Here is a 25696-nt window from a genome sequence, read left to right on the forward strand (position 1 = left end):
GCAATATTACGGACACAGCAACGCGGAAATTGGTCGCACGTGTAAATCAGCAACCGCGTTGCTATAGATGGTGTGTCACTTCACCAACGCGGTCATGCCAATGAGTTCATCTTCCAAGGGCGATCTGAGAACGTTCGTGCGCATCGATTTTCCCGACAAGGAACGTCTGGGGCCGGGGAAAATGCAACTGCTCGAGCATATCAGGGCGACGGGTTCCATCTCTGCGGCCGGGCGCGCCATGGATATGTCCTATCGCCGGGCATGGCTCCTGGTCAGTGCCCTCAACACGATGTTCGCCACACAAGTCGTCGATTCACAGCGGGGCGGCAAACAGGGTGGCGGTGCCGTCGTGACCGAATTCGGCGAAGAACTGCTCCGCCGCTACCACGCGATGCAACAGCGGGTTGATACCGCCCTGACATCGGACTTCGAGTGGCTCAACAGCAATCGCAGACACTCATGAACGAAGTTGTTTTCTCCGCTGAGCCAACATGGCATATAGGGCTGGCGTTATATCCTTAAGAATATAAATCCAACGCAAATCCGAGACCCGTTGATGACGCGTTTCATTCTGGTTCTGATTGGATATACCCTTCTTGCCGTCAGAGCCATTGCGCAGGCTCGCCCCTTCACGGACTCGGTCGGACGGGTGGTGGAAATCCGGACCGGATCGCAAAGGAAAAGGCTTATCTACTGCCATCTGTCGGGGTTGGCGGGTTTCATACTTTCAAAACCTGGCCAGCGCATTCTGGAAAAACACGGCTTCCGAAAGGCTGAATAGCAGCGTGTCTTATACGTCCAGGGCTATAGTTGACTGGGCCCAGGCAGCGGCCTTGTCGGCCATCGTTTTCAGATGATCGGCCGCAGAGAAACCTGAAACGTTCTTTCGCGGCTTCATATCGTGATCGCCATCCTCGAGCCAAAGTATTTCAATGGCATCGGAGAGCCTGTAAGCGGACACTTCTTCCCGCGTACCAAACAGATCGCGCGTTCCCTGCACGATCAGCGTTGGTGTCTTCATGTCATTCAGATGCGCGGTGCGTAATTGGGTCGGCTTGCCGATCGGGTGGAACGGGTACCCAAGACAAAGCAGCCCGACAACCTTCCCCGTTGCATGGAGATTATCAGCAATCATGCTTGCGATGCGGCCGCCCATCGATTTGCCACCGATAAAAAGCGGGCCCGTCGCATCAAGTGCTTCAATGGCGGCCAAATATTCAGGAATGAGCGTCTCAGCCCGGGGCGGCGGCTTTCGTCCGGCGGACGTTCGGCACGCCGCCATATAATCGAATTCAAAACGCGCGACGCGAAAGCCAACGGAAGCCAGGGCCACTGCGTTCGCCGTCATCGACGCGGAATCCATCGGCGCACCAGCCCCGTGCGCGAGCAGGATCGTGTAATGTGCGTTTCCTTGTCCATCAAACAGGAAGTTTATTGCCATCCCAAACCCGACCTTATTCGTCCCAGGAACAGGCGGCAACGTAGATCGCAACAAGGCGTTCAAGACCAATCTGATCGATGCTGTCGAACCTGCCGAGGTGCGGACTGTCCAGATCAAGAACACCAAGAATAGTGTCATCATGAATAAGCGGCACGACGATTTCCGAACGGGACGCCGCGTCGCAGGCGATATGTCCCGGAAACGCATGGACGTCCTCAACAAGAATGGTACTTCCCTGTGCGACAGCGGTTCCGCAGACACCCTTGCCAACGGCGATCCGGACACAGGCTGGCTTGCCCTGAAATGGCCCGACGACAAGTTCGTCTTCAGAGTAGAGAAAATAGAAACCCGCCCAGTTGAGATCGGGCAGCATCTGAAAAATCAATGCCGAGGTGTTTGCGGCATTGGCGATCGGATCATTCTCGCCTGCGAGCAGGCCGCTCAATTGATCGGCGAGTTCCCGATAGAAGCCGGTCTTGTCAGTTTGATCAATCGTCTTTTCAACAAACATCGAACGTCCTATTTTTCTGGCCCTCGCGACCCGGCGAAGCACTGTGAGTCTCACTTCTACTACTACAGGACATCTTTCGAGGCGATGGAGAACTCGTCCGCTTCTTTCCGAAGCCATTCACAAAAAAGCGATGACTTGCGGTGCTGGCGTGCACGACGCAGGGCCACATAATCCTGCCCGCTTTCGATGAACCGGTGCGGCGCAATCAGACGCCCGGCCCTTATGTCATCTGACACGAAAGGCCAAGGTGCTATGCAGACACCCAGTCCGCCCATCGCAGCTTCCAGCATGAAATAGAAATGCTCGTACTCCTTGCCCGAAGCATTCCCGATAGATGTACCAGACCGGGCGGACCAGTCAGGCCAGGCATGAAGCCGGGTTTGCGAGTGCAACAGAGGTATTCCCGTGAAATCCGGCGATGTAACCGGTGCAAGCGATGACGCCAGAACCGGACCAATCTGCTCGCTGAACAACGAAATGACATCTGCTCCCTTCGGCCACGGCGCGGACCCGACCCTGATAGCCACATCGAAACCGTCTCGCGAAAAATCAACGGGCTTGCTGGAAGAGGTCAACCGGACATCAATATCAGGATGCAAAGCCTGAAATCGGTACAGGCGTGGAATAAGCCAACGCATGGTGAACGTACCGGGGCATGATACATCGAGCGCACCCTCCTCTGTGTCTGCCACTATCCTGACCGCCAGATCGATCTGATCGAATGCCGGAACAAGCCCGGATAACAACCGTGTTCCCGCGTCTGTCAGTCGAAGGGCATTCTTTGGGCCCTCGAACAATGGAACACCCAACACATCCTCAAGGTGCTGAACCTGGCGGCTGATGGCACTGTGTGTGACGTTGAGTTCATCGGCTGCCAGCGTCATGCGCCCATGCCTGCCGGCTGCCTCGAAGGCGCGAAGAGCATTCAAGGATGGAGTTTTGCGGGCCATGTGCGTTTTCCGAACAATGTTTGTTCAATCATATCGCTTTTCCCGAAGCTTTTGACAGTGTTTTCTCGCAGATGAACGCTGGTTTTTCGCATAATCGAAGAAATAGTCTGCGATTGATAGAAGCCGGTCCCGCCTTTCCTCATGTGACTAATTTGTCATGAACAATCGCTGAACCAAGGAGACCTGATCTTGCTGAACAGATTCAACGACGGTAGCGCGGGCGATGCCAACTATGGCGTGATTGGCACAGGCTACACCAGTTACCGCCAACCGGATCCGCACATTGCGGAGTTCATCCGCTCCGCTTTGGGGGATGCAAAATCCGTTCTTAATGTTGGTGCAGGTGCAGGGTCATACGAACCGACCGATCGGGAAGTGAGTGCCCTCGAGCCCTCAGCGTCCATGCGTGCGCAAAGAGCACCTCACTTGTCCGTCGCCATTGATGGTGTTGCCGAAAACCTGCCATTTCCTGATCAAAGCTTTGATGCGAGCATGGCGACCTTCACGGTTCATCAGTGGCCGGATCTCGCCATGGGTCTTGCAGAAATGCGACGGGTTACACGAGGCTCGGTCCTGATCCTTTCCTGTGATCCCGACGAGCTCTACCGGTCGTGGCTGGCCTATTATGCTCCAGAAATGATCGCTGTCGAAGCACGCCGATACCCTTCGATGCGATCAATCAGAGAAGGTCTTGGCCGCAAGGTCGATATTGTACCTGTTCCCATACCGCTTGGCTGTGTGGACGGCTTTGGCGAGGCCTATTATGGACGCCCCGAGCGTCTGCTGGAGAAAGGCGCTCGTTTGGCAAACTCGGCATGGAGTTTTGTAGATCCACCGGCAGTCGATCGCTTTGTCGAGAAGCTGAGCCATGATCTCGATGCTGGAATTTGGGACGCTATGTATGGCAGTCTCCGCACGCAGCCTTTCTTCGAAGGCTCTTTGAGACTGATCATAGGCCGAAAATAAGCCACCAGACCCGAGACATCGCTCGGTCAGTCAACAACTGGAAAAGCCCGAATGCGCACATTCGGGCTTCTTTAGCGGAAGTGCTGGGCCAGTTAGTCGACGGAAATGACTTCGCCTGTCTGCCTGTCCACATTCACACGAATGTCGTTGCCACGCCGATCCGTGCCCTCGACAATGAAACGGGACCGTCGGCGTTCAATATTGTCCACATTCCGCAGTCCTTCGGAACGCGCCACTCTGACCGCTTCGCGCTCGCTGATTTCCATTCCACGGCGCATCGGCCGCTCGACGCGTGGCTCTACAAGCCGCACACCTCCGGGGCCGATTTCAACGGACTGTGCGAACGACGGTGTCGCCGACATAACGGTCAGCGCTGCAACACCTGCGATGGCAAAAGCTTTCAACATGATTGTCTCCCTCAGTAATACTCAAATTCATTTATACGAGGAGACAACGCGAAACGCAGGGTGTGGTTCCCATGTGAGGCAGTGCTATTCTCACTCAGCCGCCAGTTTCTTGTTAAGAAAGAGGTTCCGTGTTCCTCTGGTCAGATCTGCCTTGACCGCAGGGAAGTCGCCGGGCGAAGTCCAGTATCGCAAGGTCACGGCAACGGAATCATCCGTAAGGTCGGAAGCAAATGCCTGCGGTGCGGGCTCCCGCAATATCCGCTTGTCACCTGCGGTCAGTTTGACCAGGCTTTTCTGGATCTGATCGACATCCTCGTCTGGACCGGCATTGATCGTGATGTCATTCCGCCGGACACCATTGCGCGTATAGTTCTTGACGGGCTGGGTCCATAGGGTTGAGTTCGGTGCCAAAACGTAAACACCATCCGCTGCCCGCAACCGGGTAGCAAACAGGCCGATTTCCTCCACAGTACCGGTCACACTGCCAACCTCGACGTACTCGCCAATACGCAGCGGCCGGAGAGCCAGAAGCATGATACCTGCCGCAATGTTCTGCAGCGTACCTTGCAGGGCGAGGCCAATGGCCAGACCAATTGCACCGATGGCAGCAATAACGGAGGCCGTCTGGATACCAAACTGGCCAAGCACCATCACGGTGACCAGACCAAGCACCGCATATCGTGCAATCTTTGAAAAGAAGCGGCGCAGCGTGAGGTCGAAGCCGCTAACCTGCCCCAGTCCCGCATACAGCCAACGTTCGACCAGTCCGGCAACGATATAGCCGATCACCAGAAGCAATATGGCCCCGACCACGGAGAATGAGTAGGTAACGACCAGCGCACTGGCCTGATGAACACCGGTCTGGATGGCGGTAAAAGCATTTTGGGGATCAAGTTCCATGAAGCATTTCTCCTTGTCAGGGACTGCAGGACAAAACTTTGGAGCATCGGGATGGTTCCCCAATTAGCCCAACAATGGATTTTGCATTCGTCCTGCCGCCCTCTTTCGAATACAGTCGTCGACACACTTTTGACAACGCTAGCGGTCGATATGCCATTTCAGGGCTTGCGCCGAAACCCACTGTCTGATTCTTTGCCGGATATAGGGGCAAGGAGCAACTTTGATTCTCCACGTGAGCCCCACCATAACATTACGTACCTGCACGCCGACAATGACACCGGCCGGGAATAAGGATTGCACGATGTCAATTAACCTCAAGAAGCCGGAAATTTCCGAGATGAAACCGAATATCACGGTGTTCGGTGTCGGCGGAGGCGGCGGTAACGCGGTTAACAACATGATCCGCGAAAACCTGCAGGGAACTCAGTTCATCGTGGCCAACACGGATGCGCAGGCACTGGCCATGTCCAAGGCCAGCCGCCTGATTCAGCTTGGCGCGAATGTGACACAGGGTCTTGGCGCTGGCTCCCACCCGGAAATCGGACGGGCTGCAGCGGAAGAAAGCATCGACGAAATCATGGACCATCTCGCCGGTACGCATATGTGCTTTGTGACCGCGGGTATGGGCGGCGGTACCGGAACGGGTGCCGCACCTGTTATAGCGCGTGCAGCCCGTTCGGCCGGTATCCTCACTGTTGGTGTCGTAACAAAACCGTTCTCCTTTGAAGGCACGCGCCGCATGCGCATGGCGGAGGAAGGGCTGGAAGAATTGCGTGACAGCGCTGATACACTGATCGTCATTCCCAATCAGAACCTTTTCCGCGTTGCCAATGCCAGCACCACGTTTGCCGATGCCTTTGCCACCGCTGATCGCGTGCTTTATTCCGGTGTTGCCTGCATTACCGATCTGATGGTGCGCGAAGGCCTGATCAATCTGGATTTTGCCGACGTGCGCTCCGTCATGCGTGACATGGGCCGCGCCATGATGGGCACAGGCGAAGGTTCGGGTGAAGGCCGCGCGCAGGCAGCTGCCGAAGCTGCAATTGCCAATCCGCTTCTGGATGTTGAATCCATGAAGGGTGCCAAGGGCGTTCTGGTATCGATTTCCGGCGGCCGTGACATGACCCTGTTCGAGGTTGATGAAGCTGCGACCCGTATTCGCGAAGAAGTCGACGATCAGGCCAACATTATCCTTGGTGCAACCTTCGACGATGCGTTGGAAGGTGTATTTCGGGTATCAGTGGTTGCAACCGGCATTGATGTTGCCCGTGCAGCGGCACTCTCGGATACCGGAATTCCCGGATCAGTCCTGCCAATGACCCGACGTCAAGCCTGATTACACTATAAGTATATTTATCAAACACTTACAGTAAGTGTCTGTCGTATTGATGAAGCAGGGCAAATCGCATGATTTGCTGTTGAAGTTAAACGCACGCATTCTTCGCCGTCCAACCGGCCCGGTGCAGTATCGTTTCGGATGCTGCACCGGGTGAACGGGCATCAGTCTTTCTTTTTACCCGCTTCGATATCGAGCGCGGCTTGCTCGAGTATCTTTCGGACCCGATCCGCCTCTTCAGCATCCCAGCCATGGCTGTGCAGATGCAACGCCGTGCGAAGCGTATCCATCGCATGGGCGATCGCTTCCGGTGCGCGCTGTCCGGCCATGGAACGGGCGACCATACCCATCCGCGTGCGGACCGCATCAACGAGGTTCTTGTTCTCGGCCAGATAGGCAAGCCCTTCCTCGGTGATTGTGTAGAGCTTTTTGGAGCCCTCGCTCGCCGCTGCAGTGACCTGCCCAATTTCCTCAAGGAATGTCAGGGATGGATAAACCGAACCTGGGCTCGGTGCATAAGCGCCGCCGAACAGTTCCTCGATGTCCTTGATCAGCTCATAGCCATGCCGGGGTCGTTCGGCCACCAAAGCCAGCAGGACCAGACGCAGATCCCCTGATGCAAACACCCGGCCTCCTCCGCCTCGACGGCCAAAACGCCCGCCGCCGCCCGGACCATCGTGACCGCCGCCGTGACGGCCAAACCCACGCGCCATGCCGTGCAGAACTGCGCGTATGTCGCGCTCATCTCGTTCGTTGTGACAATTTCTAAACATTCAATATTCTCCTTTCATGCACAAACGATATATCTTTTGAGTCTATCTGTAAATACAAACTTCTAGATACATCGAGTATGTGCACCGCAAAGGATGCTATGTGCATGATTGTTACGGAGAAAATGATGCGGCGCGTGTAGCAGAATGCTTATGAAGCCCGGCAGTGCATCTCTTCCACGTTAAGATCTCAGCGCTTCTGTCGATCGATCTCTTTCGCTTCCTGGCGTGTGATGCCGATATCGGCGAGCAGATGATCGCTGAGTTTACTGACGCGCTGCCCATCTGTTCCCTCTGTCCGGTAGCGCACGGTGCTCCAGATGACAGTCAGAGTTTTTCTCAACGACTGTACGAAGGCATCGCCGTTTTGCCGCCAATCGCTATTACTGGGTTTGTCGATTTTATTTAATAGTAGACCAGTCGTCTTTACACTAGACATGATAAATCTCCTAAGCGTGGTTTGTAAGCAAACAATCGAGAGTCATGGTGGTGAAGCGCTGCAATGGTGCAATGCTGCCTTCCGTCTTCATGCGAACAAGGGCGCCTTCATAGGCGTCAATCAGAAACGCCGCCGTTTCATCGGGATCGAGATGCGAAGGCAGCTCGCCCTGCTCCCGCGCTTCCCGTAGAACCTGCTGGAAATCGCGCTGCCAAGCAGCAAATGCAAGGTGCAGTTCACGCCGCAGGACATCGCTATGCGCCGCGATCGATTGGGCAAGATTGCCGAGCAGACAGCCGCCAATCGGATCTTCCCGGGCATATTCCTGTTCGTGATAGGCAAAGTAGGTGCGCAAACGCTGCAATGGCGACTGGCCCTTGTCGGTCAGCATACGGGTACGGACAAGCTGATTGTCTTCCGTATAGGAAACAAGGACAGCCGCAACAAATTCCTCTTTGCTCGCAAAGAAGTGGTAAAATGATCCCTTTGGGACCCCCGCGGCCTTGAGGATTGGCCCTATACCGGCTCCTTCATAACCATGTGAGAGGAGAGCTTTCTGCCCCTCGTCAATCAGTACAGCGCGTGTGTCAATTTTGCTCATGTCAAGAGAATAGACCAGTCGTCTAGTAAAGTCAAGTTTTCGGTGACTCCGGCAAATCCACTTGAATTGGGATCGGAAAATACCAAAAATCTGAGGCAGGCAGCACTGAGCAGCAAACCATCATGCCTCGCAAACTTTAGTTGAGAGCGGCTTCCCGGGCATTGCGCCGGATAACCTGTGGCGGCTGCCCGAAAGCCCGGAGAAATGCCCGGCGCATGCGCTCCCGGTCTGCAAACCCTGTTTCCTGCGCAACTGTGTCAATGGGCAGCCGCCCCTGCTCCATCATCAGACGCGCCGCTTCTACGCGAAGGTTCTCAACGGCTTTGGCAGGCGATTGACCGGTCTCCGCCTTGAATGCACGACTGAACTGCCGGGGGCTGAGATGGGCGGCATCTGCAAGTTGCTCCACGGAAAGCGCCGTCTGCAGGTTGCGCTTGGCGTAAGCAAGCGCACTTTGAATGCGATCGGACTTGGGTTCGAGTTCGAGAAGGGTTGAGAACTGCGATTGGCCGCCCGCGCGCCTGTGATAGATAACGAGGCTCTTCGCCACGTTTCTCGCGATGTCGATACCCAGATCCTTCTCAACCATCGCAAGTGCCAAATCCAGTCCGGCACTCATTCCGGCCGATGTCCAGACGGCCCCGTCCACGATGAAGATTCGATCTTCCTCCACCTTGATAGATGGGAAAGCGGAACGCAGATCACGCGCATAGAGCCAATGCGTGGTTGCCCGGCGCCCGTCCAGGATGCCCGCTTCAGCCAACACAAACGCGCCGGTGCAGATGGATGCAACGCGGCGGGCGCGGGTCATGCCTCTTTGCATGAAGGCGATCAGGCCGGGTGTGGTCGGCGCGATGCCGGTGCCGCCACCGACGATGAGCGTATCGAAGGCTGAATCATCAAAGGGCTCCGTCTGCATCGCCAATCCGATAGAATTGCGGATGACTCCGCCCGTTTCCGACAGCAGATGCACATCATAGATGGCCTCACCTGCCGCTATATTGGCAAACTCGAAAACTGATGCCGCCGTTAGGCTCATCATTTGAAAGTCGGGAAAAACCACAAAACCGATACGCTGCATGACGGCACGTCCTAAAAGGTTGCATATATGACATTTAGGACGGAACGCCGGCGTTGTAAAGTGCTGCTCACAGTCAACATCAAACACAAAAGGAGAATGACAATGAGCACGACCCCAAGCAAAGGCACTGCCCTGATAACCGGAGCATCCTCAGGCATAGGCGCAATCTATGCGGACCGCCTCGCCCGGCGGGGCTACGATCTGATCCTGGTTGCCAGAAATCGCGGACGTCTGGACAGCCTTGCCAAACGATTGACAACCGAAGCCGGTCGCTCGGTTGAAGCAGTGGGTGCCGACCTCAATGACAAGGCTGATCTTGCGCGCGTCGAGACCATTCTGAAAACTGACGCCAGCATCACATTGCTGGTCAACAATGCGGGCGTTGGCGCGACGAAGCCGCTTCTGGACACGGATATTGATAGTCTGGACAGCCTCATTACCCTTAACGTCACCGCGCTGACCCGGCTGACCTACGCGGCGGTTCCCGGCTTTGTTGCCCGGGGAAACGGCGCGATCATCAATATTTCCTCCATCGTCGCTGTTTCACCGGAAGCCCTTAATGGGGTTTACGGAGGGAGCAAGGCCTTCGTTCTTGCCTTTAGCCAGTCATTGAAACACGAACTTTCTGATAAAGGCATACGGGTCCACGTTGTGCTTCCCGGAGCCACGGCCACAGATTTCTGGCAACTCGCGGGATTGCCGGTCGAACATTTGCCGGAAACAATTGTCATGCGCAGCGAAGATCTGGTGGATGCCGCTCTTGCGGGCCTCGATCAGGGCGAATTCGTTACCATTCCATCACTGCCCGATGCAGCGGACTGGGACCGGTACGAGCAGGCGCGCGCTATCCTTGCTCCTAATCTTTCACGCCAGGAGCCTGCAGTCAGGTACGGCATCACACTACATGCCGCCGCATAATAAAAATAAAGCGCCAGCTGCATGGCTGGCGCTCTCTATTTTTGCGACACAGCGCTTGTCTGAACTACTTATGCCTGTCGGACGAGGCAACCCGCGAGAATCTGCGAGCCAAATTCTGGTTGCTTGCCGCCAAATTGGGCGCGTTTTCTGATGATCTGCGCAAATTACGTTCGCTGTCGAATTGCATCACGGACAGCGCAATACCCACGGATGGCTTGCACCGTCCATGCAGTGCAGCCAGAAGAATTTCGCGACCCGAGAAAAACCTGCTCAAATCGTGGTTGGACAGATAATCGTCCACGGCAGCATGTGCAGTGAGGAAGGCCGACTTCCACACTTCCATGATCTCGCCATGGAGAGCCACGGCAAGGCGCCAGCGCTCGTAACGTTCCCCGGCGTTCCTTGCATCCCGATAAGCGTCCAGACGCTGCAGCAATTCGTCGCACAGTGCTGCCAGCGGGCTGATTTTCTTTTGAATGACAGACTCTGCGCCCTGGATCAGTTTTACTGTTTCCGGGTCAGTATCCATATGCTGGGGGCTAGCCCAATTGCTCGGCATGGTTGTTGATTCCCACGAAAATATCAGTACCTGAAGACATCTCTGCCTGCGTAATACGGCCCCGCCCAACCAGATTGGGACGCGATTTTACGCAGGTACCCGTTTGATTTATTGGCATTCCGACTGTGGTTGCGCGATCAGTGTCTGCAGAATTGAGAACAGTTCGTATTTGTCCAAGCTGTCATCGTCCTCCAGCAGAAGAGAACAGATATGCTGGGTCTTCGCCGCAAATTCTTCCAACGTATTCGCTGGATGCCTTAAAACGGCAACGCGGGCATGGTGTTCCGCATCCGTTGCCACTGCAAGACGTCTGTCAAATGCCGCATTGTCCTGTCCAAAATCCACGCAATCGGTGCATGTCCGGACAATCCATTGCAATTCGCGTCTGGAATTTCTGTGCCGCTCAAGCACAGCTGCAATCGAAGGAACGCGTTCGGCAGAATCAACCCGGACACCATCGATAGTAATGACAGCCAAAGTCACGCCATAAATCCTCTTGATGCAAATCGGCACCGTTCGCGTTTCGGTCGGAACACTATGCCGTTATGCCAAGAAAAATAGGGACAACCCTGTCCCTATTTTGCTCTTTGTAGAAATCGCACTACTCTCTGAGCGCCGATGCTGTCAGCATGGCAAGGTGGCGTGCAACGGGAGTACGCGTGAGGGCGATGGCGGAACAAACGTCGAAGCATACACATGTGCTGATCATAGAAGATCAGCATCTGATGAGACTGGCCTTGATTCATGAATTGCAGGCAGCCTTGCCTGCGTCCATTGTTCACGGCGCAGCCAACATAACTATTGCGCTGGATCTGCTGGAAACACACCAATTCGATCTTGTGGTAATTGATCCGGGCCTTCCGGGCTACGATCCAAAATCACAGGATGATCGCTTTGATGTCGTGCAGGTTGTCATAGAACTGTCACCTGACGCCATTCATTTTGTGGTCACAGGTTCTGATACGGATGAAGAATGGGAACACTGCCAGAAACTCGGCGTTGTCGGCTATCTGGCCAAGAACAATATAAGGCCCGGAGCGTTGGTCGACGTGCTGCAGGAGGTGGCAGAACGTGGACACAGCGTCAGGCTTTCAAACGAAACGACGGCTCCCCCCGAATTCTATCATTCGGGTCTCACACCACGCGAACAGGAAATACTCGGCTGGATGCGGCAACGACCGTCTGGAATCAGCCGCAAGGAAATATATGAACAGCTCGGGGACCGCTTTGATATCGATGCTGCATCGGCAGAAAAATACTATAAACGTGCACGTGCAAAGCTTTTAAAAACCGGGCTCCTACCAAAGGGGTTATGATGGGGACTGCTCTGGAACACCATAACAAGAATGAATTAAAGGCAGCAGCGGCAATTGGAGGTCTTTTCGCCACTGGAACTGCCAACCGGAAAAAACAGATAAGCAAGGCGGGAAAACACGTTATACTTCTCTTCGCCGGCCTGTGTTTCTGCTCGTCGACCTTTTTGGGAACATCATTTGCCAATGATGATCCTGCGGTCATTCAAATGCAGGATGCGTCGGGCGGTGCCTTGGCCACCTTTAATCAGGAACAACTCCGCAAGGAGTTTCCGATGCATGATCTGGTGACGGAAACCCCTTGGACCAATGGCGTTAAAATCCATTTCCGCGGTCCGTCGGTGAAAGAAATGGTAACCAAGTACAAGATCGCGGACAAACCCAATCTCGAAGTTGCTGCTTTCGACAACTACATTATAAAAATTACCATGGAAGAGGTGGTTGAATTTGCACCCATCGTCGCCCTTGAGCGGGCCTGCACCGACGCTGACAAAGAGAGCGGTGCCTGCGCGAAGGATCAGGATTTCCGACCTTTATCTCTCGATGACGGCGGGCCGTTCTACATTGTCTGGCCACTTTCCAAATTGCCAAAACCCTATATTCCAGCACGCAATTCCATATGGGTATGGTTTGCCACCTCGATTCGACCGGCTGACTGAGCATGAAGCTGGATAAGTATCTCGATCCGCTCTTCTATATTATTCTGATCGGAGCAGCGCTGCTCTGCGTCTGGTCCTTTGTCAGAGCGGATTTGTACCGAATCCAGACAAACGAAATCATGAGTCAAACTTTTGAGGTTCAGGTTCGAGCCTCGCAGGCACGCGAAAAGATAGCCAGTATCAAGGGTTATCTCATGCTGGCGACCAAGACAGGCGATCCTGAACCGCGTCTGCTTCAGGAAGTGACGCTCATGAATTTCAATCTCAAATCGCTGGACCAGCTGGACTATGCGGACCGGTTCCTTGACGCGCCGGATATAGCGTCCCTGAAGAAAACCATCCTGACCGTAGATACAGTCCTCACCCCCCAGATCAAGGCAAGTGAGTTCGGCAAGGCACTGAAGACCGTCCAGACCATCGAAACGGATATTTTCCGCACTGCCGGTTCGACGTTGGCCCATAGCATCACTCTCCAGGGAACGGCTACAATTGCGGCGGATGTTGCCAGAAACAAGCTGCTCGGTGCCGCTGGCGCGCTTATCCTTGCAGGACTGTTGATTCACCAGCGCAGTCTTCTTGCCCGCCGCAAGGACCAGCATATCCGCTCGTTCTCTGCACTGTTTGCCCACATGACACGGACCCGGATCGCCGCACTGCGCCTGTTTCTTGGTTATGTGGGAAACAATGCCATTCCCTCTTCGGAAATGACCGATGCGGCGCGCAGTACCATTGCCGAGCTTGAAAGCATCAACGAGGGGCTGATGATGATTGGCCACTCCAAGACCCAGTTCAAGAAGGTACCTCTCGGGGATCTGCTTGCAGATATCGTGTCGAAGAGCCCGATCAACCTGCAACTCGACGTCGAACAGGCCGCCCGGAACTCGCTTATTCCGGGCTCACAATTCCATCTCATCATTGATGAACTGGTCCGCAACGCCACCAATGCGGTCGCCAGCCGATCTGATCCGGTCATCGCGATCAGAGCCAGTATCAATCGCCGCTTTCTGCAGCGCCCGCAACTGGTCCTCGTTGTCGCCGACAACGGTATCGGCATGAGCCCGTCCACGCTCGCGAAAGCCAAGGAGCCGTTCTTCTCGACCAAAGCAGGCGTTCATCTCGGTCTCGGGCTGACAAACTGCATGGAACTGGTGAAAACCATGACAGGCAAGCTGAAAATTACATCAGTTCCGGATGTGGGCACCACAGTGCGTATCAGCTACGCGCTCGACAGCTAGAGCAAATTTGCGCTGACGAGCCCGGTTAAAGCCGGATTGTTCGAATTCGACAGAACCCGGCATAGCTTTCTTCATATGTTTCAGGCTTGAATGCGGGTGCATGCAATCTGTCCGGCAGTAACAATGAACATCTACAATCTATGGATGACAAAATTCGGTGCGCTGTCGCCGTTGAAACAGGTCGCGATCATGGTCGGCATGGCCACCATATCGGCAGATACCCTGGCTGTTGCGGCATTCTTCGTCATTGGCCTTGAAACGCCCCATCGGGTTGCCGCTGTCACAACGGCCATCGTTGTCCTCGTCAGCCTGCCGCTTGGCGCGTTTCTGGTCGGGCTGAATTACAAACTCAAGCAGCTTGCCGAGCAACTTGATCTCGAATCCCGCCGGGACGACCTGACCGGGCTGCTCAACCGGGCCGAATTCTATCTGCAGACGCAGCGCCTGTTTACGGCGTCGCGCCCCATCGACAGCGCTGGCGCCCTGCTCTACATCGATGCCGATCATTTCAAGGCAATCAACGACCGGTTCGGCCACGCCACGGGTGATAGCGTCATCCATGAGCTTGGCCGGGTCATCACGTCCAGTATCAGTGAGCGGGATCTTGCGGCGCGGATCGGCGGTGAGGAATTCACCGTCTTCCTGACGGATGCGGATCTCGGCCGGGCCAACTGGATCGCCCATAAAATCCTCATAGCCACGCGCAATATCGGCAGGGAACTCAGGCTCGACAGGACAACGATCACTGTGAGTATCGGTATTTCCCTGCATACACCTGGGCAATCACTGGAGGAGACGCTGGCCATTGCAGATAAATATCTCTATTCCGCCAAACATCAGGGCCGGAACAGGGTGGTCTACGGCTAGAATTTTCGTGGATAATTGCCGTTGCAGGACGATCGTGCATGGTTCGACAAGCTCACCATGAGGGAGAGTGAAGCTGCACGGATAATCGCAAAGATTGCAGGAATAGTTCCCTGCAGCCCTGCATTTCCCTCATGGTGAGCTTGTCGAACCACGCACCCGAGGTTTTGCAGCCATCAATAGACAAACTCATACCCTAACCCCTTTCACCCGCTTTATTTTCCCACTATGGTCCGCGACGAGACCAGTCGAAACGGATCGGTCTTGGGGCGTAGAAACTCCTTCCAAGAGCGGTCGGTGTCGACCGCAAAGGCACCTCCTCAACTTATGGTCGGGGAGGCCTCGGCGTATGTCCAGAGCTTCGGCTTAAAGGCCGTGGCGGTCGTCTCTTGGCGATTTTCTAACTCCCCGGTCACCAGAGGCTAAACCTCGGGTGACCACTTTCCTCGCGAAACAAGGGAGTGCGTCATGACCGATTACAATTTCTGGCAGGATTTCTTCGATACATACCAGTCATTGTCGGACTGGCTCAAAATTCTATGGCTGATCGTTCCGCCCGCCTTCGTGCTGGGGCTGGTAGCATTGACCATGCGGTTTCGCATCGAGAGTAAGCGAGCGGAGAAAGGGTTGGATGGGGAGTTGATCTATTCGCTCCACCGCGATGCGCATAACCGGATTCACATTGTCAGTCATGTCGGGCGTGTGGGGCATAACCCATCGCTGCTTTTTCTCGATCAGGGCGACGGGCATACTTTTGAACACCAGCAGATCGAACCGCCACCTATAAACCGGTAGCTCTGGAGTGCCTTGTCTGCGGTGTGATCCTGTAAGCTCAGGAATCTCACCATGAGTCCGTGGTTCGACAGGTTTTGCAGCCGATCAATGCATAAGGAGAGAGGCGGGACATCCATCCCGCCTCCCGTTTTCGGTGTTAGCTCTTCAGACGGGTGTTGCAGAGGCTGTAATAACCGCCACCCTTCTGGATCCACTTGAGGCCGCCAAGCGTGTTGTTCTGCTTGTTGGCATAATATTGCTCGAGGCAGGTATGCATGCGGGCCTTGCCAGCACTTTCGGTTGAGAACTTCGTAGAAACAGCGCGCGGGAAAGCCACGCCTTTTGGCGCTGCAGTCGTGGCTGCTGGCGGCTCTTCCTTGTAGGTTGCTGTATCAGGAGCCGGAGCAGTGTCGTCATCCGTCGCGGTGGCAGCAGCGGTCGCACCGGAGCTGCACTGTGCCTTGCGGAAATCATTCCACTTGAGACCGCCCAGCGTTCCGGCCGTTTTCGCCGCCTGATACTTGGCACTGCATTCCTTCATGGTCAGCCCGCCGCCGGTGCTGGTATCTGCCGGAGCAGTGGCGGTCTTGGTTGCCTTGGTTGGTGTTGCAGCTGGAGCGGTAGCGGCAGCATCACCACTGCACTGAGCCTTGCGGAAGTCATTCCATTTCTGACCGCCAAGTGTACCTGCCGTCTTGGCAGCCTGATACTTGGCGCTACATTCTTTCATGGTCAGCCCGCCAGCTGAATCAGCAGGGGCAGCAGCCTTGGGCGCTGCAGCCGTTGTCTTGGCAGCAGGCTTCGTCGGGGTCGCAGGGGCAGCAGCCGCAGGCGACGCGTCTGCGCACTGGGCTTTGCGGAAGTCATTCCACTTCAAGCCGCCGAGCGATCCCGCGTCCTTGGCCGCCTGATACTTCACGCTGCATTCTTTTGCCGTGAGTGCATAGGCCGGTACAACCGTAAACGATGCGGCACCGATAATTCCGGCCAGAATAAGATTCCGGGTGATAGTCATTTTTGAACTCCCTCATTTCAACAGTGCACATTCAGAAACTGGCACCAACCATGGCTTCCCCCCGAAACCCATAGTCTTCCCATGTGATGAAATGATTATGGCTTAAATTGGAGAAGTAACCAATAGGAATTACGCATACGGAATATTCAAAAAATCTGACAGAATATTACAGTATTTCAAATAATTACGACAAAGTTTTGATACAATACTGACACAATACCCATATCAGACCAGCAACAAGAAAACGACCTGTCAAAAGAGAAAACCAGCACACGCGAAGAATCGGACACGCTTGACTGCCCTTTGACGCGGGTTATCAATCTTAAGTTGCTGAATTGATCCTTGAAACAAGGACGCGGCGGCGAGGCATTTACGTAGCCCGGTCTTTTGTTGTTATATGAGGCAACGGACCGACCTCAGGAAAACCTATTTGAACACGGAAACTTCGTTGCGCCCATCGCCCGCCCGTCCCTTACCGACACTTGCCTTCCGCAATTACACCGTGGCGGAACTCTGGGCCGACGGGATTGTTCACATGACGGGCGTGACGCTGACAATCACCGGATCGATTCTGCTGCTCGCATTCGGAACAAAAGAGGCAACGCTCGGAGCCTATACGGCAACAGCCATATATCTTGCCACGCTCACCCTCTCCATGGGCCTCTCGGCAATTTACAACATATGGCCGATTTCACCGGTCAAAGCCTTTCTGCGGCGGTTCGACCATTCGGCGATCTACCTGCTGATAGCGGGGACCTATACGCCGCTCATGGCCAAGAGCGGCACGTGGTGGCTGCTTTCCACTGTCTGGACCATTGCGATAGCCGGCGTACTGTTGAAGCTCTTAAAGCCTGACCGCTTCGACAGGTTATCCATTTTGCTTTATCTGGCCTTGGGCTGGAGTGGCGTCGCGGCCTATCAGGAGCTGACAATGGCGCTTTCAGCCACAGTCCTGTGGCTGATCCTTGCGGGCGGCCTTGTCTATTCCTTTGGCGTAATCTTCCATGTCCTTGACAGGATGCCATTTCACAATGCGATCTGGCATGCCTTTGTTCTGACTGCAGCAAGCATCCACTTCGCCGCCATTTGCGCGGCTGTCGTCTAGGAGCGGAACAAGATGAGCAAATATGTGCTGATTGGATCGGCCGGCAGCGGCTCAGTCATCATCGAACTGGCCCTCACCCGCGCGCAAGCCCCGTACGTTCTCGAACAAATCCCCTATCTTGAACCCGGACCGGATCGCGAACGCCTGCTGGAGCTCAATCCTTTGGGTCAGGTGCCGACACTGATCATGCCCAACGGCGACGTTCTGACGGAGAGCGCCGCCATCATCCTGCATCTGGCCGATGCCTATCCGGACGCGGAATTGACGCCCTCGGGCAATGATCCACGTCGCTCGCAGTTCCTGCGCTGGCTTCTCTATATCGTGGGCGCCATATATCCCGTCTCGACATTTGGCGATGATCCCGCGCGCTGGGATCTGGATGACGACAACCAGAAACTATTCCGCAAAAGCCTTGAGCGATATCGCCTCAGCCTATGGAAGAACGTCGAAGAGGTTGCCGACGCACCCTGGTTCCTCGGTGAGAACTTCAGCGCCATCGACCTTTATCTGGCTGTCATGCGAAACTGGCGGCCCGGACGCAGCGAATATGCCCGGCACTTCCCGAAGCTTTCCGCCATTGCAGACAATGTGAGCGATGACCTGGCATTGGCGGCCATCCTCAAGCGGGATTATTGATCAGCCCCCGGTCATCAGATTGTTTGATCAACCAGACAGTAAACGCTCCTGCCATCTCGCGCAGAAATGCTGACATGGCAGGGTTGAGCCACGACGGAAAATAGGACAAGCTTACACCTGAACGGAAAGCTGCAGATTTTTCGTTGCAGGGCCTTTTCGTGAAAATAAATACCCGGACCGATCACAATAATCGTGATTAAAAGGTCATATTAACTCGGGATATCCAAAGGGAACAAAAAGAATGTCTACCAGCAAAGCCTTTCTCGGCGCGGCGCTCGCTCTGGCGCTTTCTATCGGATCTGCAGGCGCACAGGTCGTTGTTTCATCCAAGATCGATACCGAAGGCGGCGTCCTTGGCAATATCATTCTGGCAGTGCTGAACGCCAACAAGATCGCCACCACCGACCGCATTCAGCTTGGCGCTACGCCGATCGTCCGCAAGGCGATTACAGCCAAGGAAATCGACATTTATCCCGAATATACCGGCAATGCCGCGTTCTTCTTCGAAAAGGCGGATGATCCCGCGTGGAAAGATGCTGCCAAGGCATATGAGACGGCAAAGAAGCTCGACTATGACGCCAACAAGATTGTCTGGCTGACACCTTCGCCCGCCAACAACACCTGGGCTATCGCACTGCGCAAGGAAGTCGCAGACGCTGAAAAGCTCACAACGCTTTCCGATTTTGGCAAATATGTCACCAATGGCGGTACAATCGTGCTTGCGGCCTCGTCCGAGTTCGTCAATTCGGCTGCCGCCTTGCCCGCTTTCCAGAAGACCTACGGCTTTACCCTGAAATCCGACCAGCTCATCACGCTCTCGGGTGGTGATACGGCTGCGACGATTGCCGCTGCTGCCAACAAGACCAACGGAGCCAACGCAGCAATGGTTTACGGCACCGACGGCGGCATTGCTCCGTCCGGTCTGGTCGTTCTGCAGGATGACAAGGGCGTTCAGCCGGTTTACCAGCCAGCCCCGATCATTCGCGAGGCCGTTTTGAAGGAACACCCGGAGATTGAAGGTCTGCTGAAGCCGGTTTTCGAAAAGCTCGATCTCGTTACGCTGCAGGAACTCAACGGCCGCGTACAGGTTGGCGGTGAACCGGCAAAGTCCGTTGCGGAAGACTTCCTGAAGAAGAACGGCTTCCTCAAGTAGATCAGACACTTGGCTGGAGACAGGGCGGGTTTCCCGCCCTGTCCGGTAAGAGGGAGACCATGGTCGTGCGTCTGGACAAACTGGGTGTCGTGACTGCCCTGATCACGGGCTACGCCGTGGCTGGAGCACCGTTTGCCACATTCCGAGCTAACCGGATTGTTGCGGGCGAGCCGCAAACGCTGCTGGCTGCCTTGCCTTCATGGGCTGGCCCCACACTTCTGACCATCGTCGCCCTTGCGGTTATCATCGGCCTGTTCCGGACACCATCCACGCTGCGGCTGGCAGCAAGTTTTGCCGCCCTGGCCGCTTTGTTTCTGCTGATCGGTACGGCCGCAGAGCATCTCACTCCCCCTGGCAACACCTATGCGCGTGTTTCCCCGGCTTCCGGTTTCTGGCTGCTGCTGTTTGCTTTTGCCCTCCTTGCAGCGGACTCTCTTACCCGCTTGCGTCCGACACCGCTCATCCGCATCCTTGTTCTGATTTTGGCAGGCGCCTTCATCGGCTCTGTCCTGGTCTCCGGAAGCTGGGACAAACTGTCGATCCTGAAGGAATACAGCGCCCGTGCCGACAATTTCTGGGCGGAGGCCAGCAAACACGTGACGCTGGCGCTCGGCTCTCTCGCCGCCGCCGTTATCATTGGCATACCGCTCGGCATTCTTTGTCATCGGGTGCAGAAGCTGCGCGCCGCCGTTCTCAACGTTCTCAACATTGTCCAGACGATCCCATCCATTGCGCTGTTCGGAATTATGATCGCCCCGCTTGGGTGGATTGCCGCCAATGTGCCTGGCGCGGCAGAGATCGGCATCAAAGGCATTGGCATGGCGCCCGCCTTCGTCGCGCTGTTTCTCTATTCCTTGCTTCCGGTGGTCGCCAATACGGTGGTTGGGCTTGCAGGCGTCCCGGCGCAGGCCAATGATGCCGCGCGCGGTGTCGGCATGACGGAACGGCAGCGGCTGTTCAGGGTGGAATTTCCCCTTGCGTTTCCCGTGATCCTGACCGGTGTTCGCATTGTTCTGGTGCAGAATATTGGTCTTGCCACCATTGCTGCTCTCATTGGCGGCGGCGGTTTCGGCGTCTTTGTGTTTCAGGGTATTGGCCAGACCGCCATGGATCTGGTTCTGCTTGGGGCTGTCCCCACCGTTCTTCTGGCTTTTGCTGCGGCCATCATTCTCGACGCAGCTGTCGAACTCAGTTCACCCGCTCACTCGAGGACGTCCGCATGATTGAAATCGAGAACATTACCAAACGTTATGGCGCTGCAACCGTCGTCAACAATGTCTCGCTCGTTGTCGAGCCACGAACCGTGACTGTCATCGTCGGGACATCGGGATCAGGCAAGACAACATTGATGCGCATGATCAACCGGCTGGTCGAACCGACATCCGGCATTATCAAACTGGATGGCGAGGACAATCGCACCCTCCCAGGATACGAACTGCGCCGCCGCATCGGTTACGCCATTCAGGGCCATGGCCTCTTCCCGCACCGCACCGTAGCTCAGAATATCGCGGTTGTTCCCGAACTTCTCAGCTGGGACAAGGCAAGAATTGATGGCCGTGTGAGCGAGTTGCTATCCCTGTTTCAGCTTGACCCGGAAACGTTCGGCCCGCGCTACCCGCATGAACTTTCCGGCGGCCAGCAGCAGCGCATCGGCGTTGCCCGGGCGCTTGCGGCAGAACCCAACGTTCTGTTGATGGACGAGCCCTTCGGCGCACTAGACCCTGTTATACGCTCGAAAGCGCAGGAGGATCTGCTTGCTATCCAGAAACGCTTCGGAACGACCATCATTCTTGTGACCCACGATATGGAAGAAGCGATCCATCTCGGCCACAAGATCGCGGTGATGGATGGCGGCAATCTGCTCCAATATGCGACGCCAGCCGAAATTCTGGCCAATCCGGCAACGGATTTCGTCGCGACACTGGTCGGCACCGGTGACCGGCCGTTCCGCTTCCTGTCTCTCAGCCCCGCAGGTGATGCGGTCGAGCCTGGTAACGCCGAGGGCGAAGCCATTCCAGCCTCCGCCACCCAGCGCGATGCACTGGCCGAACTCCTGTGGTCGGGCCGTCCTGCACTGCCCGTCGTTAATGATGCCGGCAAGGCCATTGGCCGCGTCACCGTCGAAGGATTGGTGAAACGCGCATCAAGGCCAGCCGCATGAAATTGCGTTTCCCCACCATTTTGCGCATCGGCATCCTGGTGCTGCTGATCGTGTTTCTTGTGCGCCCGGAATGGTTTGAACCTGTTTTTCGACCGCTGACGCAGAACAATGCTCCGGTCATCTACAATCAGGGCAGCCTGTTGACGTTGACACTGCTTCACCTGCGTACCGTCGCCATTGCAACGGCGGGCGCAACCATTGTAGCTGTTGCGCTGGCCATTCTGGTCACGCGCTCCTTCGGCGTGGAATTTCTGCCGCTGTCCCGCAGTCTTGTGAATATCGGCCAGACATTTCCACCCGTTGCCGTGCTCGCCCTCGCCGTTCCCGCCGTCGGATTTGGCGAAAAGCCGACGCTGATCGCACTCTTTCTCTACGGATTGCTGCCGATTTTCGAGAATTCGCTGACCGGCCTGACCACTTTGCCGCCGACCGTCACCGATGCGGCGCGCGGTGTGGGCATGACCGGCTGGCAGCGGCTTCTCAAAGTTGAGCTGCCTCTGGCGATGCCTATCATTCTTGCCGGCATACGCCTCTCCGTGACGATCAATCTGGCGACAGCCACCATCGGCTCCACGGTTGCAGCCAAAACATTGGGCGAAGTGATCATTGCCGGACTGCAATCCAACAACCTTTCCTTTGTCCTGCAAGGCGGTCTGATCGTCGGTGTTCTGGCTGTTCTGATCTATGATGGCCTGTCGGCAATAGAGAGCTTTATTTCCCGTCGCATGGGCCTTCTCCAGCAAAGCTGATCACCCCATATGGAAACAATCGGCAGACTGTTCTCCCAAGCAGGATTGTGAAAGGACATGCGATGAGCAAGACACGCAAGCTGCATCTTGGCGCCTTCATGCGGCCCGTCAGCATCCATACCGGCGCCTGGCGCTATCCCGGTGCTTACGCTGACGCAAACTTCAATTTCGCGCATCTCAAACGCTTCGCCCAGACATTGGAGCGCGGCAAGTTCGACGCATTTTTCATGGCCGACCATCTGGCCGTATTGAATATGCCGGTGGAAGCCCTGAAGCGCAGCCACACGGTGACATCCTTCGAACCGTTCACGCTGCTTTCCGCCCTGGCTGGCGCAACCGAGCATATCGGATTGATCGCCACGGCTTCGACAACCTTTGACGAGCCCTATCACATTGCGCGCCGCTTCGCCTCGCTCGACCATATCAGCGGCGGGCGCGCCGGCTGGAACATCGTCACCACCTCTAATCCCGATGCCGCGCTTAATTTCGGGCTGGAAGACCATATGGAACACGATGAGCGCTACCGGCGCGCGCGCGAATTCTATGATGTGGTCACAGGGCTTTGGGACAGTTTTGCCGACGACGCTTTTGTCCGCGATACCGAGAGCGGCATCTATTTCGACCCCGAGCGTATGCACGTCCTTGATCACAAGGGCGAATTCCTGTCGGTAAGAGGTCCTCTCAACATAGCCCGGCCCGTGCAGGGGTGGCCCGTGATCGTGCAGGCAGGCTCATCGGAACCCGGACGTCAGCTCGCAGCCGAAACCGCCGAACTGGTGTTTGCCGCGCCTTATCGCCTTGCCGATGGCCAAAGCCTCTATGCGGATATCAAAGCCCGCATGGATAAGATCGGCCGACCGCGCGACCAGTTGAAAATTCTCCCCGGTGCCTTCGTCGTGGTGGGCGACACAGTTGAAGAAGCCAAGGCAAAACGCGCCCATCTCGACAGCCTCGTGCACTACGCCAATGCCATCGGCTCCCTGTCGATTGCACTTGGTCACGACGCATCGGGTTTCGATCCCGATGGGCCGCTGCCTGATATCGCCGACACCAATGCCAGCAAGAGCGGTCTTGAGCGTACGGTCAATCTGGCACGCCGTGAAAATCTGACCGTGCGCCAATTGGCACAGCGGCTCGGCGGCTATGCCGGTCTCGCCTTTGTCGGCACACCGGAAACCATTGCCGACGAAATGCAGCAATGGCTGGAAGAAGAAGGGTCTGACGGTTTCAACGTCATGTTCCCCTATCTGCCGGAAGGTCTTGATGATTTTGTCGAAAAGGTCGTGCCGGAACTGCAGCGGCGCGGTATTTTCCGCACCGAGTATGAAGGCAGGACGCTGCGCGAAAATCTCGGCCTGCAGCGCCCCGCCAATCGGTTTTTCTAAACCCGGTGATCGAGCCGCTTGACCAGTCTGTCGCCAACCCACTGAATACCGCAGACGAGGACGATGAGCACGATCACCACGGCAACCATGATCGAGGTTTCAAAGCGCTGATAGCCATAGCGAATGGCCAGATCGCCAAGACCACCGGCGCCGATTGCACCCGCCATGGCTGATGCCCCGATCAGGGTGACCAGCGTCACCGTGAAACCGGCGACAATGCCCGGTAGGGCCTCGGGCACCAGCACTTCGCGAATGATTGCCCAGCGATTGCCACCCATGGCGCGCACCGCCTCGATGAGCCCGCGATCCACTTCCCGAAGCGAGACCTCGGCAATGCGGGCATAATAGGGTGTCGCACCGATGGACAGCGGCACGATGGCCGCCCACATCCCGATCGACGTTCCGACAATAAAGCGCGTGACCGGGATAAGCGCCACGAGCAGGATGATGAACGGCACCGAACGAAAGGCGTTGATAACAGCGCCAAGCGCACTGTTCAGCCATGGATTGGGGGCAATGCCGCCCCGATCCGTCGCCACGAGAGCAAGGCCAAGCGGCAGGCCCGCGGCCAGCGAAATCAACCCGGAAGCTCCCGTCATCAGAAGCGTCTCCCAGACCGATTGAATGAGAAGATCAAGCATTACCGGAGACATAACCAAGCACCTCTACACGGGCCGAACGGGCCTCAAGAAACGGAACAACTTTATCAAGGGCACCGGACGGCACAGCGAGATACAGCCGGGCAACTGCCTGATCCTGCACATGATCGACACCGCCATGCAGTAGCCGGAACGCTACAGGCAGATCTGCCAGCAGCGTCCCCTGTGCCGCCGTACCCGCAAGATCGACGCCAAGCACAGCCTCACCGCCAGGAACAGGCGACAGGCCACTCGCGATATGCGCCGGAAGCTGCGGGCGAATTCCGGCAAGCAGGCTTTTGGTGATATCCGTCTGCGGATCGGCAAACACCGACCAGACAGGCCCCTCTTCGACGATCTTTCCGGCGTCGATGACCGCAACGCGGTCACCTATGGAGCGAACCACCTCCATCTCATGCGTAATCAGCAGAATGGTGAGACCAAGCTTCCGGTTGATATCCTTCAGCAGTGCGAGAATCGAGCGCGTGGTCTCAGGATCAAGCGCGGATGTCGCTTCGTCCGAAAGCAGCAAGGCCGGTCGAGCCGCCAGCGCACGCGCTATCCCGACCCGTTGCTTTTGTCCGCCTGACAGGGATGACGGGTAGGCTTTCGCCTTGTCCGAGAGGCCGACCAGTTCCAGCAGCTCGCGCGCGCGATTGAACCGTTCGGCTCTGGGGCGGCCTTCGATCTTGAGCGGCAGCGCCACATTTTCTTCCACTGTCTTGGCGGACAGCAGGTTGAAATGCTGGAAGATCATGCCGATGCGGCGGCGAAAAGGCTGCAGCTGACGCTCGTCGAGGCCAGTAATCTGCCTGCCTTCAACGAAGATGGAGCCGGACTCCGGCCGCTCAAGTCCATTGAGGCAGCGGATCAGCGTCGATTTTCCCGCGCCGCTGCGGCCGATAATGCCGAGGATTTCACCCTTGCGGACGGTCAGCGATACGCCGTCAAGCGCTGGTGTAGCGCCGAAATGCCGTTTGACGTTATCGAGCCTGACGACATCGTCGGCCTGAGCGGTGTCGGCGACCACGGCGCGCGTTCCGTCAGGAACAGAAACATGCGAGTTCATGTGTTTTCCCCTCGGGCGAATACCAAGACTGCATCCGCCTCAACCGAGAAGGCGGCCCGCT

Annotated in this window: 31 protein-coding genes; 17 read left to right on the forward strand and 14 right to left on the reverse strand. The window is 56.1% G+C overall.

Annotated features, from left to right (window positions below):
- Positions 1-100: 100 nt before the first annotated feature.
- Both FHW16_RS09900 and FHW16_RS09905 read left to right on the forward strand, forming a co-directional pair.
- The gene (locus FHW16_RS09900; protein WP_182549046.1) at positions 101-463 is read left to right on the forward strand and encodes a winged helix-turn-helix domain-containing protein; all 363 of its coding nucleotides are present in this window, start codon (positions 101-103) and stop codon (positions 461-463) included.
- Positions 464-556: 93 nt separating this feature from the next.
- Positions 557-781, forward strand: a complete 225-nt coding sequence (locus tag FHW16_RS09905; protein WP_182549047.1) for a hypothetical protein — start codon at positions 557-559, stop codon at positions 779-781.
- 9 nt (positions 782-790) lie between these two features.
- Here the strand turns inward: FHW16_RS09905 and FHW16_RS09910 are convergent, their stop codons facing one another.
- The 3 genes from FHW16_RS09910 to FHW16_RS09920 form a co-directional block, all read right to left on the reverse strand.
- A complete protein-coding gene (locus FHW16_RS09910) occupies positions 791-1441 on the reverse strand; it encodes an alpha/beta hydrolase family protein (RefSeq protein ID WP_182549048.1) in 651 nt (216 codons plus the stop codon).
- 13 nt (positions 1442-1454) lie between these two features.
- On the reverse strand, positions 1455-1952 hold the full coding sequence (locus tag FHW16_RS09915; protein WP_182549049.1) for a GAF domain-containing protein: 498 nt from the start codon (positions 1950-1952) through the stop codon (positions 1455-1457).
- 62 nt (positions 1953-2014) lie between these two features.
- Complete coding sequence (locus FHW16_RS09920; protein ID WP_182549050.1) at positions 2015-2902, reverse strand: LysR substrate-binding domain-containing protein; 888 nt, start codon at positions 2900-2902, stop codon at positions 2015-2017.
- A 189-nt stretch (positions 2903-3091) separates the two neighbouring features.
- On the opposite strand from FHW16_RS09920, the gene FHW16_RS09925 reads away from it, so the two are divergent.
- On the forward strand, positions 3092-3868 hold the full coding sequence (locus tag FHW16_RS09925; protein ID WP_210278091.1) for a class I SAM-dependent methyltransferase: 777 nt from the start codon (positions 3092-3094) through the stop codon (positions 3866-3868).
- A 92-nt stretch (positions 3869-3960) separates the two neighbouring features.
- On the opposite strand, the gene FHW16_RS09930 is transcribed toward FHW16_RS09925, so the two are convergent.
- Together FHW16_RS09930 and FHW16_RS09935 are read right to left on the reverse strand one after the other, a co-directional pair.
- A complete protein-coding gene (locus tag FHW16_RS09930) occupies positions 3961-4275 on the reverse strand; it encodes a PepSY domain-containing protein (protein ID WP_182549051.1) in 315 nt (104 codons plus the stop codon).
- Positions 4276-4365: 90 nt separating this feature from the next.
- Positions 4366-5175, reverse strand: coding sequence for a mechanosensitive ion channel family protein (locus FHW16_RS09935; RefSeq protein WP_182549052.1), 810 nt, complete (start codon positions 5173-5175; stop codon positions 4366-4368).
- Between the two features lie 301 nt (positions 5176-5476).
- Here FHW16_RS09935 and ftsZ point away from each other — a divergent pair, with 301 nt between their 5' ends.
- Positions 5477-6511: a cell division protein FtsZ gene (gene ftsZ / locus FHW16_RS09940; RefSeq protein WP_182549053.1), complete on the forward strand. Its 1035-nt coding sequence runs from the start codon at positions 5477-5479 to the stop codon at positions 6509-6511.
- A 164-nt stretch (positions 6512-6675) separates the two neighbouring features.
- Here ftsZ and FHW16_RS09945 read toward each other — a convergent pair whose 3' ends face one another.
- The 4 genes from FHW16_RS09945 to FHW16_RS09960 form a co-directional block, all read right to left on the reverse strand.
- Positions 6676-7284 carry a PadR family transcriptional regulator gene (locus FHW16_RS09945; RefSeq protein WP_182549054.1) on the reverse strand — a complete coding sequence of 203 codons (609 nt, stop codon included), beginning with the start codon at positions 7282-7284 and terminating at the stop codon, positions 6676-6678.
- A gap of 187 nt (positions 7285-7471) precedes the next feature.
- On the reverse strand, positions 7472-7720 hold the full coding sequence (locus FHW16_RS09950; protein WP_182549055.1) for a DUF1127 domain-containing protein: 249 nt from the start codon (positions 7718-7720) through the stop codon (positions 7472-7474).
- Positions 7721-7730: 10 nt separating this feature from the next.
- A complete protein-coding gene (locus FHW16_RS09955; protein ID WP_182549056.1) occupies positions 7731-8321 on the reverse strand; it encodes a TetR/AcrR family transcriptional regulator in 591 nt (196 codons plus the stop codon).
- 136 nt (positions 8322-8457) lie between these two features.
- Positions 8458-9402, reverse strand: a complete 945-nt coding sequence (locus FHW16_RS09960) for a GlxA family transcriptional regulator (RefSeq protein WP_182549057.1) — start codon at positions 9400-9402, stop codon at positions 8458-8460.
- A gap of 102 nt (positions 9403-9504) precedes the next feature.
- Between FHW16_RS09960 and FHW16_RS09965 the strand changes: the two genes are divergently transcribed.
- Complete coding sequence (locus tag FHW16_RS09965; RefSeq protein WP_182549058.1) at positions 9505-10320, forward strand: SDR family NAD(P)-dependent oxidoreductase; 816 nt, start codon at positions 9505-9507, stop codon at positions 10318-10320.
- Between the two features lie 64 nt (positions 10321-10384).
- Here the strand turns inward: FHW16_RS09965 and FHW16_RS09970 are convergent, their stop codons facing one another.
- Both FHW16_RS09970 and FHW16_RS09975 read right to left on the reverse strand, forming a co-directional pair.
- Positions 10385-10879 carry a hypothetical protein gene (locus FHW16_RS09970; RefSeq protein WP_182549059.1) on the reverse strand — a complete coding sequence of 165 codons (495 nt, stop codon included), beginning with the start codon at positions 10877-10879 and terminating at the stop codon, positions 10385-10387.
- A 108-nt stretch (positions 10880-10987) separates the two neighbouring features.
- Positions 10988-11362, reverse strand: a complete 375-nt coding sequence (locus FHW16_RS09975; protein ID WP_182549060.1) for a hypothetical protein — start codon at positions 11360-11362, stop codon at positions 10988-10990.
- 185 nt (positions 11363-11547) lie between these two features.
- On the opposite strand from FHW16_RS09975, the gene FHW16_RS09980 reads away from it, so the two are divergent.
- The 5 genes from FHW16_RS09980 to FHW16_RS10000 all read left to right on the forward strand — a co-directional run bounded on the left by FHW16_RS09980 (position 11548) and on the right by FHW16_RS10000 (position 15745).
- Complete coding sequence (locus tag FHW16_RS09980; protein WP_281410107.1) at positions 11548-12195, forward strand: response regulator transcription factor; 648 nt, start codon at positions 11548-11550, stop codon at positions 12193-12195.
- Positions 12192-12851, forward strand: a complete 660-nt coding sequence (locus FHW16_RS09985; RefSeq protein WP_210278092.1) for a hypothetical protein — start codon at positions 12192-12194, stop codon at positions 12849-12851. Before FHW16_RS09980 ends, FHW16_RS09985 begins: the two co-directional genes overlap by 4 nt.
- 2 nt (positions 12852-12853) lie before the next feature.
- A complete protein-coding gene (locus tag FHW16_RS09990; protein WP_182549063.1) occupies positions 12854-14086 on the forward strand; it encodes a sensor histidine kinase in 1233 nt (410 codons plus the stop codon).
- A 123-nt stretch (positions 14087-14209) separates the two neighbouring features.
- A complete protein-coding gene (locus FHW16_RS09995; RefSeq protein WP_182549064.1) occupies positions 14210-14953 on the forward strand; it encodes a GGDEF domain-containing protein in 744 nt (247 codons plus the stop codon).
- Positions 14954-15418: 465 nt separating this feature from the next.
- Positions 15419-15745, forward strand: a complete 327-nt coding sequence (locus FHW16_RS10000; protein ID WP_182549065.1) for a hypothetical protein — start codon at positions 15419-15421, stop codon at positions 15743-15745.
- Positions 15746-15881: 136 nt separating this feature from the next.
- Here the strand turns inward: FHW16_RS10000 and FHW16_RS10005 are convergent, their stop codons facing one another.
- Positions 15882-16739: a hypothetical protein gene (locus FHW16_RS10005; protein WP_182549066.1), complete on the reverse strand. Its 858-nt coding sequence runs from the start codon at positions 16737-16739 to the stop codon at positions 15882-15884.
- A 448-nt stretch (positions 16740-17187) separates the two neighbouring features.
- On the opposite strand from FHW16_RS10005, the gene trhA reads away from it, so the two are divergent.
- The 7 genes from trhA to FHW16_RS10040 all read left to right on the forward strand — a co-directional run bounded on the left by trhA (position 17188) and on the right by FHW16_RS10040 (position 23928).
- Positions 17188-17844 carry a PAQR family membrane homeostasis protein TrhA gene (trhA, locus tag FHW16_RS10010; protein WP_432652023.1) on the forward strand — a complete coding sequence of 219 codons (657 nt, stop codon included), beginning with the start codon at positions 17188-17190 and terminating at the stop codon, positions 17842-17844.
- A gap of 12 nt (positions 17845-17856) precedes the next feature.
- Complete coding sequence (locus tag FHW16_RS10015) at positions 17857-18480, forward strand: glutathione S-transferase family protein (RefSeq protein WP_182549068.1); 624 nt, start codon at positions 17857-17859, stop codon at positions 18478-18480.
- A gap of 241 nt (positions 18481-18721) precedes the next feature.
- Positions 18722-19633, forward strand: a complete 912-nt coding sequence (gene osmF / locus FHW16_RS10020; protein ID WP_182549069.1) for a glycine betaine ABC transporter substrate-binding protein OsmF — start codon at positions 18722-18724, stop codon at positions 19631-19633.
- A 59-nt stretch (positions 19634-19692) separates the two neighbouring features.
- Positions 19693-20856: an ABC transporter permease gene (locus FHW16_RS10025; protein ID WP_182549070.1), complete on the forward strand. Its 1164-nt coding sequence runs from the start codon at positions 19693-19695 to the stop codon at positions 20854-20856.
- A complete protein-coding gene (locus tag FHW16_RS10030) occupies positions 20853-21794 on the forward strand; it encodes an ABC transporter ATP-binding protein (RefSeq protein WP_182549071.1) in 942 nt (313 codons plus the stop codon). The genes FHW16_RS10025 and FHW16_RS10030 overlap by 4 nt, the downstream gene beginning before the upstream one ends.
- The gene (locus FHW16_RS10035) at positions 21791-22543 is read left to right on the forward strand and encodes an ABC transporter permease (protein WP_182549072.1); all 753 of its coding nucleotides are present in this window, start codon (positions 21791-21793) and stop codon (positions 22541-22543) included. The genes FHW16_RS10030 and FHW16_RS10035 overlap by 4 nt, the downstream gene beginning before the upstream one ends.
- Positions 22544-22605: 62 nt before the next feature.
- A complete protein-coding gene (locus FHW16_RS10040; RefSeq protein ID WP_182549073.1) occupies positions 22606-23928 on the forward strand; it encodes an LLM class flavin-dependent oxidoreductase in 1323 nt (440 codons plus the stop codon).
- Here FHW16_RS10040 and FHW16_RS10045 read toward each other — a convergent pair.
- Complete coding sequence (locus tag FHW16_RS10045; protein WP_182549074.1) at positions 23925-24581, reverse strand: methionine ABC transporter permease; 657 nt, start codon at positions 24579-24581, stop codon at positions 23925-23927. The two genes, FHW16_RS10040 and FHW16_RS10045, sit on opposite strands and share 4 nt — an antisense overlap.
- Complete coding sequence (locus FHW16_RS10050; RefSeq protein WP_182549075.1) at positions 24562-25635, reverse strand: methionine ABC transporter ATP-binding protein; 1074 nt, start codon at positions 25633-25635, stop codon at positions 24562-24564. Before FHW16_RS10050 ends, FHW16_RS10045 begins: the two co-directional genes overlap by 20 nt.
- Positions 25636-25696: the final 61 nt, after the last annotated feature.

The sequence above is a fragment of the Phyllobacterium myrsinacearum genome, from assembly GCF_014138285.1.
Classification (GTDB): domain Bacteria; phylum Pseudomonadota; class Alphaproteobacteria; order Rhizobiales; family Rhizobiaceae; genus Phyllobacterium; species Phyllobacterium myrsinacearum_A.

What these genes read in the sequence shown, in the direction of transcription:
- FHW16_RS09950 (WP_182549055.1), bottom strand. Translation starts at nt 7,720, where the DNA reads ATGTCTAGTGTAAAGACGACTGGTCTACTATTAAATAAAATCGACAAA.
- FHW16_RS10050 (WP_182549075.1), bottom strand. Translation starts at nt 25,635, where the DNA reads ATGAACTCGCATGTTTCTGTTCCTGACGGAACGCGCGCCGTGGTCGCC.
- FHW16_RS09910 (WP_182549048.1), bottom strand. Translation starts at nt 1,441, where the DNA reads ATGGCAATAAACTTCCTGTTTGATGGACAAGGAAACGCACATTACACG.
- FHW16_RS09915 (WP_182549049.1), bottom strand. Translation starts at nt 1,952, where the DNA reads ATGTTTGTTGAAAAGACGATTGATCAAACTGACAAGACCGGCTTCTAT.
- FHW16_RS09985 (WP_210278092.1), top strand. Translation starts at nt 12,192, where the DNA reads ATGATGGGGACTGCTCTGGAACACCATAACAAGAATGAATTAAAGGCA.
- FHW16_RS09960 (WP_182549057.1), bottom strand. Translation starts at nt 9,402, where the DNA reads ATGCAGCGTATCGGTTTTGTGGTTTTTCCCGACTTTCAAATGATGAGC.
- FHW16_RS09905 (WP_182549047.1), top strand. Translation starts at nt 557, where the DNA reads ATGACGCGTTTCATTCTGGTTCTGATTGGATATACCCTTCTTGCCGTC.
- FHW16_RS10015 (WP_182549068.1), top strand. Translation starts at nt 17,857, where the DNA reads ATGAGCAAATATGTGCTGATTGGATCGGCCGGCAGCGGCTCAGTCATC.
- FHW16_RS09990 (WP_182549063.1), top strand. Translation starts at nt 12,854, where the DNA reads ATGAAGCTGGATAAGTATCTCGATCCGCTCTTCTATATTATTCTGATC.
- FHW16_RS10040 (WP_182549073.1), top strand. Translation starts at nt 22,606, where the DNA reads ATGAGCAAGACACGCAAGCTGCATCTTGGCGCCTTCATGCGGCCCGTC.
- FHW16_RS09965 (WP_182549058.1), top strand. Translation starts at nt 9,505, where the DNA reads ATGAGCACGACCCCAAGCAAAGGCACTGCCCTGATAACCGGAGCATCC.
- ftsZ (WP_182549053.1), top strand. Translation starts at nt 5,477, where the DNA reads ATGTCAATTAACCTCAAGAAGCCGGAAATTTCCGAGATGAAACCGAAT.
- FHW16_RS10045 (WP_182549074.1), bottom strand. Translation starts at nt 24,581, where the DNA reads ATGTCTCCGGTAATGCTTGATCTTCTCATTCAATCGGTCTGGGAGACG.
- osmF (WP_182549069.1), top strand. Translation starts at nt 18,722, where the DNA reads ATGTCTACCAGCAAAGCCTTTCTCGGCGCGGCGCTCGCTCTGGCGCTT.
- FHW16_RS09955 (WP_182549056.1), bottom strand. Translation starts at nt 8,321, where the DNA reads ATGAGCAAAATTGACACACGCGCTGTACTGATTGACGAGGGGCAGAAA.
- FHW16_RS10025 (WP_182549070.1), top strand. Translation starts at nt 19,693, where the DNA reads ATGGTCGTGCGTCTGGACAAACTGGGTGTCGTGACTGCCCTGATCACG.
- FHW16_RS09935 (WP_182549052.1), bottom strand. Translation starts at nt 5,175, where the DNA reads ATGGAACTTGATCCCCAAAATGCTTTTACCGCCATCCAGACCGGTGTT.
- FHW16_RS09920 (WP_182549050.1), bottom strand. Translation starts at nt 2,902, where the DNA reads ATGGCCCGCAAAACTCCATCCTTGAATGCTCTTCGCGCCTTCGAGGCA.
- FHW16_RS09995 (WP_182549064.1), top strand. Translation starts at nt 14,210, where the DNA reads ATGAACATCTACAATCTATGGATGACAAAATTCGGTGCGCTGTCGCCG.
- FHW16_RS10005 (WP_182549066.1), bottom strand. Translation starts at nt 16,739, where the DNA reads ATGACTATCACCCGGAATCTTATTCTGGCCGGAATTATCGGTGCCGCA.
- FHW16_RS09900 (WP_182549046.1), top strand. Translation starts at nt 101, where the DNA reads ATGAGTTCATCTTCCAAGGGCGATCTGAGAACGTTCGTGCGCATCGAT.
- FHW16_RS09945 (WP_182549054.1), bottom strand. Translation starts at nt 7,284, where the DNA reads ATGTTTAGAAATTGTCACAACGAACGAGATGAGCGCGACATACGCGCA.
- FHW16_RS10000 (WP_182549065.1), top strand. Translation starts at nt 15,419, where the DNA reads ATGACCGATTACAATTTCTGGCAGGATTTCTTCGATACATACCAGTCA.
- FHW16_RS09970 (WP_182549059.1), bottom strand. Translation starts at nt 10,879, where the DNA reads ATGCCGAGCAATTGGGCTAGCCCCCAGCATATGGATACTGACCCGGAA.
- FHW16_RS10030 (WP_182549071.1), top strand. Translation starts at nt 20,853, where the DNA reads ATGATTGAAATCGAGAACATTACCAAACGTTATGGCGCTGCAACCGTC.
- FHW16_RS09980 (WP_281410107.1), top strand. Translation starts at nt 11,548, where the DNA reads ATGGCGGAACAAACGTCGAAGCATACACATGTGCTGATCATAGAAGAT.
- FHW16_RS09930 (WP_182549051.1), bottom strand. Translation starts at nt 4,275, where the DNA reads ATGTTGAAAGCTTTTGCCATCGCAGGTGTTGCAGCGCTGACCGTTATG.
- FHW16_RS10035 (WP_182549072.1), top strand. Translation starts at nt 21,791, where the DNA reads ATGAAATTGCGTTTCCCCACCATTTTGCGCATCGGCATCCTGGTGCTG.